This window comes from Gordonia tangerina, from assembly GCF_021556435.1.
In the GTDB taxonomy this organism is placed as follows: domain Bacteria; phylum Actinomycetota; class Actinomycetes; order Mycobacteriales; family Mycobacteriaceae; genus Gordonia; species Gordonia tangerina.
This window is the reverse complement of record NZ_JAKGCU010000007.1, coordinates 145,870-158,127: the sequence shown is the minus strand read 5'-3', so window position 1 is coordinate 158,127 and position 12,258 is coordinate 145,870. Positions and strand designations below refer to the sequence as shown.

At 65.7% G+C, this 12,258-nt stretch carries 12 protein-coding genes; 2 read left to right on the top strand and 10 right to left on the bottom strand.

Annotation, left to right across the window (positions count from 1 at the left end; all coding sequences use genetic code 11):
* Positions 1-6: 6 nt before the first annotated feature.
* Entirely contained in the window at positions 7-918 is a 912-nt protein-coding gene (locus L1892_RS10675; protein ID WP_372474996.1) for an o-succinylbenzoate synthase, read from the bottom strand.
* Positions 919-1,053: 135 nt separating this feature from the next.
* On the opposite strand from L1892_RS10675, the gene L1892_RS10670 reads away from it, so the two are divergent.
* Positions 1,054-1,986 carry an oxygenase MpaB family protein gene (locus L1892_RS10670; protein WP_235723561.1) on the top strand — a complete coding sequence of 311 codons (933 nt, stop codon included), beginning with the start codon at positions 1,054-1,056 and terminating at the stop codon, positions 1,984-1,986.
* Positions 1,987-2,144: 158 nt separating this feature from the next.
* Here L1892_RS10670 and L1892_RS10665 read toward each other — a convergent pair whose 3' ends face one another.
* The 3 genes from L1892_RS10665 to L1892_RS10655 form a co-directional block, all read right to left on the bottom strand.
* Positions 2,145-3,104, bottom strand: coding sequence for an 8-oxoguanine DNA glycosylase OGG fold protein (locus L1892_RS10665; protein ID WP_235723560.1), 960 nt, complete (start codon positions 3,102-3,104; stop codon positions 2,145-2,147).
* Positions 3,105-3,153: 49 nt separating this feature from the next.
* Entirely contained in the window at positions 3,154-3,909 is a 756-nt protein-coding gene (locus L1892_RS10660; RefSeq protein WP_235723559.1) for an alpha/beta fold hydrolase, read from the bottom strand.
* 87 nt (positions 3,910-3,996) lie between these two features.
* A complete protein-coding gene (locus L1892_RS10655) occupies positions 3,997-4,287 on the bottom strand; it encodes a hypothetical protein (protein ID WP_235723558.1) in 291 nt (96 codons plus the stop codon).
* Positions 4,288-4,478: 191 nt separating this feature from the next.
* On the opposite strand from L1892_RS10655, the gene L1892_RS10650 reads away from it, so the two are divergent.
* Positions 4,479-5,219: a M23 family metallopeptidase gene (locus L1892_RS10650; protein ID WP_235723557.1), complete on the top strand. Its 741-nt coding sequence runs from the start codon at positions 4,479-4,481 to the stop codon at positions 5,217-5,219.
* A gap of 19 nt (positions 5,220-5,238) precedes the next feature.
* Here the strand turns inward: L1892_RS10650 and L1892_RS10645 are convergent, their stop codons facing one another.
* The 6 genes from L1892_RS10645 to L1892_RS10620 form a co-directional block, all read right to left on the bottom strand.
* The gene (locus L1892_RS10645) at positions 5,239-6,138 is read right to left on the bottom strand and encodes an alpha/beta hydrolase (protein WP_372474995.1); all 900 of its coding nucleotides are present in this window, start codon (positions 6,136-6,138) and stop codon (positions 5,239-5,241) included.
* A gap of 388 nt (positions 6,139-6,526) precedes the next feature.
* Positions 6,527-7,717: an elongation factor Tu gene (tuf, locus tag L1892_RS10640; protein ID WP_235723556.1), complete on the bottom strand. Its 1,191-nt coding sequence runs from the start codon at positions 7,715-7,717 to the stop codon at positions 6,527-6,529.
* A gap of 115 nt (positions 7,718-7,832) precedes the next feature.
* Positions 7,833-9,938: an elongation factor G gene (gene fusA / locus L1892_RS10635; protein WP_235723555.1), complete on the bottom strand. Its 2,106-nt coding sequence runs from the start codon at positions 9,936-9,938 to the stop codon at positions 7,833-7,835.
* An 87-nt stretch (positions 9,939-10,025) separates the two neighbouring features.
* Complete coding sequence (rpsG, locus tag L1892_RS10630; RefSeq protein WP_160900582.1) at positions 10,026-10,496, bottom strand: 30S ribosomal protein S7; 471 nt, start codon at positions 10,494-10,496, stop codon at positions 10,026-10,028.
* A 6-nt stretch (positions 10,497-10,502) separates the two neighbouring features.
* A complete protein-coding gene (gene rpsL / locus L1892_RS10625) occupies positions 10,503-10,874 on the bottom strand; it encodes a 30S ribosomal protein S12 (RefSeq protein ID WP_007619326.1) in 372 nt (123 codons plus the stop codon).
* Positions 10,875-11,346: 472 nt separating this feature from the next.
* Positions 11,347-12,252 carry an exodeoxyribonuclease III gene (locus L1892_RS10620; RefSeq protein ID WP_235723554.1) on the bottom strand — a complete coding sequence of 302 codons (906 nt, stop codon included), beginning with the start codon at positions 12,250-12,252 and terminating at the stop codon, positions 11,347-11,349.
* Between the last annotated feature and the right edge of the window lie 6 nt (positions 12,253-12,258).

Sequence of the window (12,258 nt, the reverse complement as noted above, 5' to 3'; positions counted from 1 at the left end):
CGACGTTCAACAGCCAGATCGGGACGCCAGTATCGCGTGGCATCGCCCGAGGCGTTCCCGCCACCAACGATCGCGGTCGGCCGGGGCGCGCACCGCGGCCGGCAAGACCAGGTCCTCACGCAACCACCGTGGCAGCACAGCCCCTCCGGACGGCACGAACGGCTCCGCAACATCGCTGGTGAAGAGCGTTCCGGTGGCCAGCCCACACGCGTGGTCCAGGGTCGGCAGCGCCGCCGCGGCGGCGACCCCGGCCGCCATCCCGACCGCCGAGTCCAACGCCGAGGACACCACCACGGGTAGGCCGATCGATTCGGCCAGAGACAGCGTCGCGCGCATGCCGCCGAGCGGAGCGACCTTGACGACCGCGATATCGGCTGCGTCGGCGGCCACCACGCGATACGGGTCGTCGGCCTTGCGAATCGACTCGTCGGCGGCGATCGGGACGTCGACCGCGCGACGTACCGCGGCCAGTTCCGGCACCGTCGCGCATGGCTGCTCGACGTACTCCACCTCGCCGATGGTCCGGATCGCGGCAATGGCCTCGTCCACCGACCACCCACCGTTGGCGTCGACGCGCACCGAGCCGACGATCTCGCGCGCGGCCGCGACCCGGGCCACGTCGTCGTCCAGACTCTGTCCGTGTTCGGCCACCTTCACCTTCGCCGTCGCGGCACCCGGGTACCGCGACAGGACCTCGGCGACCTGGTCGGCGGGGACCGCGGGCACTGTAGCATTGATCGGCACCCGATCGCGGCGCGGTGCGGGTGGACCGAGATGGGCAGCCTCGATACCGGCTGCCAACCAGTTCGCGGCCTCGTGGTCGCCGTACTCGGTGAACGGCCCGAATTCGCCCCACCCGGCGGGCCCACGGAACACCATCAGCTCGCGCTCGGTGATCCCGCGGAAACGGGTCCGCATCGGCAGGCGGATGACGTGGGCGTCGGCCAGCAGGACGCCGAGCTCGGGCGGGTCAGCCACGAATTCCATCTCCCTACCGGGCTCGCTTTGAAACAAATCTTCCATTCCGTTCCAACCTGGGTTAGTGTTCGTGTCATGTCAGTCAACCAGGACTACGAGCGCGCAATCCGCGAAGCCGAGCCGGTCATCGCCGCCGACGACCCGGACTCTGCCCTGCCATCGCCACGACTGGGCGCGGATTCGCTGATCTGGAAGTTCTACGGAGACAGCCGCGGCGTTCTCGGGTTCCAGCGGTTGGCCGGTACCGAGAACTGCATCGAGCAGCTCGGCCAGGCCGTGCTCGACCATTCGGTCATCTTCGACGACTTCCTCGGCCGGGCCAAGCGCACCGGCCCCCCGGTGATGAAGACCGTGTACAGCACCGAGCCGCAGAAGTGGGGGCGCACAGTCCGCGACTTCCATCGCAACATCAAGGGTGAGATCAGCGACGGCTCGCGCTATCACGCCCTGAACCCGGAACTGTTCTACTGGGCACATGCGACGTTCGTCGACCAGGTCCTCTACATCACCGACACCTTCATCCGCCGGCTGAGCTACGCCGAGAAGGTACAGATCTTCGAGGAAAGCAAGGTCTGGTACGAGCTCTACGGGGTCAGCGCGCGCAGTCAACCGCAGACCTACGAGGAATTCCTCGCGTACTGGGACGACATGCTCAACCGGTTCATCCCGCACCAGACGGTCGTCTACGCGACGGGCTACATCCGGCAGGGGCTCCCCCGGCCGAAGAAGGTTCCGGCACCGGTGTGGAATGTCGTCTCCGCACCACTGAACGCCTTCCTGCGCACCGTCATCGTCGGCACCCTTCCGCAACAGATGCGTGACGTCTGCGGCCTCGAGTGGAACGACAAGCGCGAGCGCAACTTCCAACGCTTCGCGCGGATCATGCGGACCCTGAACCCGGTGTTCAACCGTCTGCCGCTGCGGTGGCTCTACGTGCCGTGGGCCTACCGCGCGTGGCAGGAGGTCGGCGTGGACCCGCGACCACTGCACAACACGCCGGCCGCCTGAAAGACACCGACGTCTCCTCGCCCGACGACCACCACCAGCCGACCGGGCGCCGCTCCGGCGTTTTGACTGGGCGCCGTTTTCCGTTGACTGGGCGCCGTTTTCGGTCGACTGGGCGCCGTTTTCGGTCGACTGGGCACGAGACCTGGTCTTGTGAGTCATCATCCCGCGCGGTAGCGACTGTCGTAGCGATACGAGTCCTCGTCGACGTATGTCTCCCGCGGGGGCCGGACGCGTGGCGAGGCGCCCAGATCCCCGTCGAGGGCTTTGCTGATGATGGGTCCGATCCTTGCGAAATCCGCAGCGGCCGTGGACATCGGATAGGCATCGGCGATCAACGCCATCCAGTGGTGGATCTGACGCAGGTCGTCGGCGGCCAGCGGACCGTTGACCCAGTTGTCGGACTGCCAGGTCTCCCGCTGCCAGGCCTGCCACGGGTAGTCGGCGTCAGCGGGTGGTGACACCGAGTAGAGCCCGCGGACGATCACGTCGTTGCGGTCGGCGCCACACTCGACTCGCCAGCGGGACACCAGTTCGGTGTAGGCGGCGTAGTCCTGCGAATTCCAATTGGTGGCCGAGAACCTTTTCCATCCGGCACGTCGGACGGTGCGCGCGATCTTTCCGTCGAGTACCTGACTGGGATGGCGGGGAGCGCCGGCGCCGGCAAAGTAGAGGAACCAGGTGAATCCGGTTGGGCCGAGGCGATCGATCTCCTGGCTTCCGCGATCCGGTTTGAGCAGATCAAAGGCCACCGCCGGGTCCTCCCGACCCGCCTGCGCGGCCTCCTGCAGGAGGCCGCCGATCCGCTGACGATCTGTCGCCACGGCGACCATGCGTCGTTTGTTCTCGTTCCATCGTCGACCATGGCAGAAGGCAATGGTGTTCCACAGCAGGTTGATGGCACCCTCGGGTGATGCCAACGCTGAGTCGGCGAGCCCGAACAGCTGTGTGCGCGAGATGGTGTCACCGATCAGCGCTCCGGGTAACCCATGCTCGGCAAGTTGATCCGACCACCAGGGGCGGTCAATCACGACGGAGTCGGCGAGGAGCTCCGCGCCGCGGTCGCCGGCGGCAAGCCATTCAGTGAGGACGGTTGGCGGGTGGACGGCTTTGGATGTCATGTTCATTGGACGCAGCCGAGGGCCGACCGGTTCCGTCGAATTGCCCCGATCAGTGTTGCCGTAGGAATCCCCCAGCAGCAGAATCAAATTCGGCCGGTTTGTCGCGGTGTATGCTGTGGCCCGCATCGATCGCGATGAACCGCGCATCCGGCAGCGCCTCGCTGAGGGTGCGCAGATGACGTGACGGCAAGAAGCTCCGCGCGCCACCGGAGATGATCAGGGTGGAAGCGGCGACGACGTCCAACCGTGCCCACCACTGAGGGTCGGCGGTCTCGAACTGTGGCGCCACCTCCTCGCCCACCCGCCGATCGAACCGGATCAGTGGCCATGGGTTACGCACCGCGGCACCGATGCCACGTACCCGTTCACCGAGCGTCGCCGCGACGACAATGCCCTCGTCCACATGCGCCTGATCGCGCGGCATCGGCGGTATCTCCTCGAGGACGAGGCGGCGGACGCGTCCGGGTGCCTCCATCGCCAAGCGGAGCGCGGTGTGCGCGCCCAGCGAATGTGCGACGATGTCGGCCACCCCGATGTCGAGCTCGTCGAGCACAAAATGAAGGTCGTCGCGGAAGTCGTTGAGCAGATATGTCTGCGCGTGACCGCTGCGACCGTGTCCGCGCAGGTCGACCGAGATCACCCGCCGACCCTCGCGACGGAGCGCAGCCGCGAACCCACGCCACGTCGTGTGATCGCCGGCCATGCCATGCACCAGCAGCACTGGCGGGCGGCGCTCGTCGTCACCGGACACCCGAACCGCCAGGGCCAGGTCGCCGGTCGAGCTCGATCGATGCAGCACACGCACCCTTGTCTCCTACGCCAGTCGACGGACGGACCGCAAGTTCGGGTGTGCCTCTGTCAGCATCACGACGCGCAACAGAACACTGCGACGTCAGTCTTCGCCTCCCGGTCGCGCGACGTCGGCCTCCCACCTGCGCCGGCGTTCGTCCTCGGTCTGCTCCCACCACGGCGTACCACGCTCCCCCAACGCAACCTTCGCCGCCTGCACACCCCGCCGAGACTCGGGCGCGCCCCTCGTACGTCTCACCTCGCGACGCCATGCCATCAGGATCGACTGCAACTCAGACCGCCGTCCCTCGGGGATCAGCGGATCGGTCGCGCGCCAGTTCCGACCGTCGACGATGACATGCCGGCCGTCTGGCGTTCGTTCGGGATCAGCCACGAGTTCCACCGTGCCACGGAGATGTTCGGCGAGCGTGACCTACCTCTCCCACACCGTCTGACCAGTGCTTTCCGGCACGCGGAGGCTCACCTCTCAGGCTCCGCTTATATCCATGTGGGTAACCTCGCCGTGTCCTTGCCGATACCGAAACGTTATTCAACCCGAGACTGACAACCGAGACGGACGACGCTGTGCCTCACCACCGCCTGAACCCCCACACCTCGACGCGGCCCACCACCCGCGCACTCCTCGACGCATCATCGCGAACCCGGCCACCCGGTAGGCATCGGGCCACCCCGCAGTCCCGCACCCGGACGACCCTCCGAACCGGCGCGCTCGCGGCATTCGTCGGTGCCGTCGGGCTGACGGCCGGCACCGCAGCACAGGCACATGCGCAGCCCGCTCCCCAGCCGCAGATCCCGACGAAGATCGCGCTGCCCGACGACGTCAAGCTACCGGCCGGACTGGTACTGCCGCCCGAGATCGACGACCTCGCCCACGACGTCCTGCCCCCGTCGGTGTTCGCCCCCGGCACGCCAGGCATCAAGAGCGCAGTGAAGCCGGTCAGCGGCACCGTGACCTCCGGTTACGGCCCCCGATGGGGCACCCACCACAACGGAGTCGACATCGCCAACAAGGTCGGAACACCCATCTACGCCGTCACCGACGGCGTGGTCCTCGAGTCCGGCCCGGCCTCCGGGTTCGGGCAGTGGGTTCGCGTGAAGCAGGACGACGGCACCATCGGCGTCTTCGGTCACGTCGATCAGAGCTTCGTTCATCCCGGCCAGAAGGTACGCGCCGGTCAGAAGATCGCGACCGTCGGCAACCGCGGCCAATCCACCGGCCCCCACCTGCACTATGAGGTATGGGATGCCAACGGCACCAAGATCAACCCGCAGGTCTGGCTCAACAAGCGCGGTGTCCATCCGTGACGGTCGACTGTCAACCTGATCAGTCGCGGAACCACCCACTGCGCTTGGCTGTGAACACCATGTCCTGCCAATAGCCCCACTGGTGGGTACCGACCGCCGGGAAGTCGGTGCTGATGCGGATGCCCTGGACAGCGGCCGCCACCTCGAACGTACGGGTCTGCGCAAGCGAGATGACCTCGAGCGGTGTGCCCTTGACCGACCCGATGGCGTCGGTGTTGTACTTGCCCCATAGCCCCGATGCCGCGCCGACCCGGATGCGCATACCCCGCATACGTTGCAGTTGTGCCACGGAGTCATTGGCGATCCAGCGCGCATCCCAGGGCGGACCCCACATGGCGTCGGCGCTGAACGGCCCCACGCCGGCCGCCAATCCCGCATCGATCAGGGCCAACCGAACGGCTGTGCGCATGGTCGGCGCCGACGGGTTGAGGAACCCGGACATCGAGAAGACATGCGAGATCCGCTTGCGGTGGTAGGCGCCGAAGATCATGGCGGCGTTGCCGCCCATGGAGATTCCCATCATCGCGTACTTGGCGCGGGGACCCACGGCCAACCCGCGGGCATCGAGCTCGCGGATGATGGTGTTCAGCCGACACGTCCAGCGATAGCGGTATTTCACCTTGCTTCGCGGGCTCGCGGCGTTCCAGTCGGTGTAGAAGCTCGCGAGACCACCGACCGGCTCCACGACGTTGACGCCCGTGTTGGCTATTCGTTGGATGTTCGTCTCATGCCGCCAACCGCTGATGTCGCCGGTCGCGCGCAGCCCGTCGAGGGCGATGACGGTCTTGTAGTTACCCCACCGCGTCCACATGTCGACCGGGGTGGCCGGCATGCCGCACCCCGAGACATAGAACCGCCCGAAGGACGCCGCATTCGCGCTCCCGGCCTCCAAGGAGCCGAACCCGACGATGGTGGCCATGACGAGCAGACAGACGAGTAGTCGACGCCTCTTCGCCAGACGGCGTGGGCGCATGGAGAGTACCGGCACCGCAGAACCGTAATCCGTTGCGCGACTGGGTCGCCACAGCTGTGACCAGAGCAGCGACAGACCGAAACCGGCCTGTTACCAAAGTGGCGCATGTTGCTGGAGTGACTGCAGGACGCAGGTTCTCTCGGATGCCGCAGGTCACCTCGGAGAACGCGGCTGGTCGACGACCCGCGTGACCCGAACCGACCCGCGCGATCGAAGAGAACCCGCGCGAACCCGGCCGACCCGCGCCGGCGGGCGGACATGCGAAAGGCGCCCGGCCACTTTCGTGACCGGGCGCCTTCTCGACTCAGTGAGTCAGATCGTCAGGAGGAGAACCTCACTTGTTGATCTTCGTGACTCGACCCGCACCGACGGTGCGGCCACCCTCACGGATGGCGAAACGCAGGCCCTCGTCCATGGCGACCGGCTGGATGAGCTTGACGCTCATCTCGGTGTTGTCGCCCGGCATGACCATCTCGGTGCCCTCGGGGAGGGTCACGACGCCGGTCACGTCGGTGGTACGGAAGTAGAACTGCGGACGGTAGTTGTTGAAGAACGGGGTGTGGCGTCCACCCTCGTCCTTGCTCAGGATGTAGGCCTGGCCCTCGAACTCCGTGTGCGGAGTCGTGGTGCCCGGCTTCACGATGACCTGACCGCGCTCGACGTCCTCACGCTTGAGGCCGCGCAACAGCAGACCGGCGTTGTCGCCCGCCTGTGCCGAGTCGAGCAGCTTGTGGAACATCTCGATACCGGTGACGGTGGTCTTGGTGGACTTGTCACGGATGCCGACGATCTCGACTTCCTCGTTCACGTTGACCTCGCCGCGCTCCACACGACCGGTGACCACGGTGCCGCGGCCGGTGATGGTGAAGACGTCCTCGACGGGCATCAGGAACGGCTTGTCGGTCTCGCGGACCGGGTCCGGGATCGACTCGTCGACGGCCGACATGAGCTCCTCGACCGACTTGACCCACTCGGCGTCGCCCTCGAGCGCCTTGAGCGCCGAGACCTTCACGACCGGAGCTTCCTCGTCGAACTCCTGGGCGGCCAGCAGTTCGCGGACCTCCATCTCGACGAGTTCGATGATCTCGTCGTCGTCGACCATGTCGGCCTTGTTCAGGGCGACCAGGATGTAGGGCACACCGACCTGGCGGGCCAGCAGCACGTGCTCACGGGTCTGCGGCATCGGGCCGTCAGTGGCGGCGACCACGAGGATCGCGCCGTCCATCTGAGCGGCACCGGTGATCATGTTCTTGATGTAGTCAGCGTGACCGGGGGCGTCAACGTGTGCGTAGTGACGCTTGTCGGTCTCGTACTCCACGTGCGAGATGTTGATCGTGATACCACGAGCCTTCTCTTCCGGAGCCTTGTCGATCTGATCGAACGCAAAGCTCTGGTTGAGCTCCGGGAACTTGTCGTGCAGCACCTTGGTGATGGCCGCGGTCAGCGTGGTCTTGCCGTGGTCGACGTGACCGATGGTGCCGATGTTCACGTGCGGCTTGGTCCGCTCGAACTTCGCCTTCGCCACTTTGTTTGTCCTCCTGGACTGTTGTTGTCCTGCTGGGCGGATCCCAGCAGGAGTTCTTCACTTACGTTGTGCGCCCGCTTGTGGGCCAGCGCGTTTCGCGATGGGTCGCGACGAATTACTCGCCGGTCGCCTTCGCGATGATTTCCTTCGACACGTTCGACGGAACCTCCGCGTACGAGTCGAACACCATGGAGTAGTTTGCCCGGCCCTGGGTCTTCGACCGAAGGTCTCCGATGTAGCCGAACATCTCCGACAGCGGCACCTGTGCCTTCACGACACGCGCACCGCTGCGCTCCTCCATGGCCTGGATCTGGCCACGGCGGGAGTTCAAATCGCCGATCACGTCACCCATGTAGTCCTCGGGCGTGGTGACCTCGACAGCCATGATCGGCTCGAGGATCACCGGACCGGCCAGCTTGGCAGCTTCCTTCAGAACCTGCTGACCAGCGATCTTGAAGGCCATTTCCGACGAGTCGACGTCGTGATACTGGCCGTCGAGCAGGGTGGCCTTGATGTTGACCAGCGGGTATCCCGCCAGCACGCCGTACTGCATGGCGTCCTGGATGCCGGCGTCCACCGACGGGATGTACTCGCGGGGCACGCGGCCACCGGTGACGGCGTTGTCGAACTCGTAGGTCGCGCCGTCCTCGGCGTCGACCAGCGGCTCGAGCTTGACGATCACCTTCGCGAACTGGCCGGAACCACCGGTCTGCTTCTTGTGGGTGTACTCGTGCTTGTCGACCGCCTTGCGAATGGTCTCGCGGTAGGCGACCTGCGGCTTGCCGACGTTGGCCTCGACCTTGAACTCACGCCGCATACGGTCGACCAGGATGTCGAGGTGGAGTTCGCCCATACCGCCGATGACGGTCTGGCCGGTCTCGTCGTCGAGCTGGACGGTGAACGTCGGGTCCTCTTCGGCGAGCTTCTGGATCGCGGTACCGAGCTTCTCCTGGTCGGACTTGGTCTTCGGCTCGATGGAGACGTTGATGACCGGGTCCGGGAAGCTCATCGACTCGAGCACGATCGGAGCGTTCGGATCGCACAGGGTGTCACCGGTGGTGGTGTCCTTGAGACCGATCATCGCGTAGATGTGGCCCGCGGTGGCATCCTCGACCGGGTTCTCCTTGTTGGCATGCATCTGGAAGAGCTTGCCGATGCGTTCCTTCTTGCCCTTGGTCGCGTTGAGGACCTGGGTGCCCGCGTTGATGCGGCCCGAGTAGACACGCACGAAGGTCAGCTTGCCGAAGAACGGGTGCGCCGCGATCTTGAACGCCAGGGCCGAGAACGGCTCGTCCGACGACGGCTTACGCGACATCTCCTCTTCCTCGTTGCCGACGGCGTGACCCTCGACCGAGGGGACGTCGAGCGGCGACGGGAGGTAGTCGATGACCGCGTCCAGCATCGGCTGGACACCCTTGTTCTTGAACGCGGAGCCGCAGATCACCGGGTAGTACTCACGCGCGATGGTGAGCTTACGGATGGCGCCCTTGATCTCCTCGACGGAGAGCTCTTCACCACCGAAGTACTTCTCCAGCAACGCTTCGTCGGACTCGGCGACGGTCTCGAGCAGCTTCTCGCGGTACTCGGCGGCCTGGTCGGCCAGATCCGCGGGGATCTCCTCGATGGTCGGCTCGGCGCCGATCTCGACGGTGCCGCGCCAGGTGATCGCCTTCTGCTCGATCAGGTCGACGACGCCGTCGAAGGAGTCCTCGGCACCGATCGGCAGCTGCAGCACGAGCGGCTTGGCACCGAGGCGCTCCTCGATCGTGCGCACGGTGAAGAAGAAGTCCGCACCGAGCTTGTCCATCTTGTTGACGAAGCAGATGCGCGGGACCTCGTACTTCTCCGCCTGCCGCCAGACCTGCTCGGACTGCGGCTCGACGCCCTCTTTGCCGTCGAACACGGCGACGGCGCCATCGAGCACACGCAGGCTGCGCTCCACCTCGACGGTGAAGTCGACGTGCCCGGGGGTGTCGATGATGTTGATCTGGTTCTTGTTCCAGAAACAGGTGACGGCCGCGGAGGTGATGGTGATACCCCGCTCCTTCTCCTGCTCCATCCAGTCGGTGGTCGAGGCACCGTCGTGGGTCTCACCGATCTTGTAGTTCACACCGGTGTAGAAGAGGATTCGCTCGGTTGCGGTGGTCTTGCCGGCATCGATGTGGGCCATGATGCCGATGTTGCGAACCTTTTTGAGGTCGCTGAGCACTTCCTGTGCCACGTGGTTTCCCTTCGGGAATTGTGGTTGATCTTCAGGGTTGTCGCTCCGTCCGACGCGATCATGATCGCGGCCGGGCGGAGCAGGTTGTCACCAGCGGTAGTGCGCGAACGCCCGGTTGGCCTCGGCCATCTTGTGGGTGTCCTCACGACGCTTGACCGAAGCGCCGAGACCGTTGGAGGCGTCGAGCAGCTCGTTGGCCAGACGCTCGACCATCGTCTTCTCACGACGCTGACGGCTGAAGGTCACCAACCAGCGCAAGGCGAGGGTGTTGGCGCGATTCGGCTTCACCTCGACCGGCACCTGGTAGGTGGCACCACCGACGCGGCGGCTCTTCACCTCGAGGGTCGGCTTGACGTTGTCGAGGGCACGCTTGAGCGTGATGACCGGATCGGTGCCGGTCTTCTCGCGGGCCTGCTCGAGAGCCTGGTAGACGATGCGCTCGGCGGTCGACTTCTTGCCGTCGAGCAGGATCTTGTTGACGAGCTGGGTGACCAACGGCGAGCCATAGACGGGGTCACTGATCAGCGGGCGCTTGGGTGCGGGTCCTTTACGTGGCATGACTTATCAGTTCCCCTTCTTCGCGCCGTAGCGGCTGCGGGCCTGCTTGCGGTCCTTGACACCCTGGGTGTCGAGCGAGCCGCGGATGACCTTGTAGCGCACACCGGGCAGGTCCTTCACACGACCGCCGCGGACGAGCACCATCGAGTGCTCCTGCAGGTTGTGGCCCTCACCCGGGATGTAAGCGGTGACCTCGACGGAGCTGGTCAGGCGCACACGGGCGACCTTGCGCAGCGCGGAGTTCGGCTTCTTCGGGGTGGTGGTGTAGACGCGGGTGCACACGCCACGACGCTGCGGGCTCCCCTTGAGGGCCGCGGTCTTGGTCTTGGCAGCCTTGTCGTGACGGCCCTTGCGGACCAGCTGATTGATGGTTGGCACTAGGTGTTCTTTCCTTTGTCGGCAGTGATCGCCGGTCACCGGGTTCGATGTCCGACATCCTGTGTAGTTGTCTCGCTGCGGTTGGTGCTCCGGGCAAGCGTCGACAACCGTTTCCGATTGCGATGCTTCCACAACTCGCCCCACCAGCACGTACGCGCTGGTCAGTACAATTTTGCTACCCCGGGGTCGGGCGTGTCATACGCTCGACGACGGTTTCGCCTGTCAGTCCACCTGCCCCGGGTGTCCCCGGGCATGCGGACTGGCCCAGCATGAGCCGGGCACCGGCGATCCACTCTACCGATGCAGTTTGCACAGGTCAAAAAACTGTGCAAGCCGTCGAACAGATCATCGCCGGGAAGTGAACGGGCGGTGATCGGGCCGTGCTCGGTTCCTGCCCCGGGTATCGCCATCTCCCCCGAAAACAGGCAGAGAATCTGCGACTTCCAGAAGGAAGAACTCGCAGTTCATAGGGCTATTCGCCCGGCTCGACGGACTGCGGGAGCCGCACCGCCCCACCGCCGCGCTTCGCCGGATTCGACGGTGGCGGCACCACCGGCCCGATGTCACCGTCCGGGGCGGTGTCGAGATCAACCATCACCGGCGCGTGATCGCTCGGTTTGGAGCCCTTTCGGGCCTGTCGGTCGATCCAGGCCGCCGCCACCCGCCGCGCGATCGGCGCACCCGCCAGGATGAGGTCGATGCGCATACCGAGGTCCTTGTGGAACATCCCGGCCCGGTAGTCCCAGTAGCTGAAGACGCGGTCGTCGGGCCAGCGGTCACGAACCACGTCGTGCAGCCCCAACGCGGTCAACGCCGACAGGGCGTCCCGTTCGGGGTCGGTGACGTGGGTGTGCCCGACGTAGGCGGCCGGGTCGAAGAGGTCGGCGTCGGCGGGCGCGATGTTCATGTCGCCGCACAACATCGTGTTCGCCGCGGCGTCGTCGCCGTCACCGGCTGCCACCGCATCGCGCAACCGCGCCAGCCAGTCCAGTTTGTAGTGGTAGTGGTCGGAATCCGGGGTACGCCCGTTGGGCACGTACAACGAGTAGATGCGCACTCCCCCGCACACCGCCGACACCGCGCGGGCCTCGGTGGGTGAATCCGGCTCGGGATAGCCGGGCACGTTCTCGAATCCGCCGCGGACGTCCTCGAGACCGACCTTCGACAGCAGCGCCACCCCGTTCCATTGTCCTTGTCCTACATGGGCGATCTCGTAGCCGCGCTCGGCCAGGTCCGCGCCGAGAGTCTCGTGGAAGGCGTCGTCGGAGAGCTTGGTCTCCTGCAGGCAGACGACGTCGGGTGCGCGCTGATCGAGCCACGGCAACAACCGCGGAATCCGCTGCTTGACCGAGTTCACATTCCAGGTCGCGACACGCATGGGCTC

Bases quoted from the DNA above. Each gene is read 5' to 3' on its own strand.
- L1892_RS10645 (WP_372474995.1), bottom strand. From the start codon at position 6,138: ATGGCCACCATCGTCGGGTTCGGCTCCTTGGAGGCCGGGAGCGCGAAT.
- L1892_RS10620 (WP_235723554.1), bottom strand. From the start codon at position 12,252: ATGCGTGTCGCGACCTGGAATGTGAACTCGGTCAAGCAGCGGATTCCG.
- L1892_RS10675 (WP_372474996.1), bottom strand. From the start codon at position 918: ATGCGGACCCGTTTCCGCGGGATCACCGAGCGCGAGCTGATGGTGTTC.
- rpsG (WP_160900582.1), bottom strand. From the start codon at position 10,496: ATGCCACGTAAAGGACCCGCACCCAAGCGCCCGCTGATCAGTGACCCC.
- L1892_RS10665 (WP_235723560.1), bottom strand. From the start codon at position 3,104: ATGACATCCAAAGCCGTCCACCCGCCAACCGTCCTCACTGAATGGCTT.
- L1892_RS10670 (WP_235723561.1), top strand. From the start codon at position 1,054: ATGTCAGTCAACCAGGACTACGAGCGCGCAATCCGCGAAGCCGAGCCG.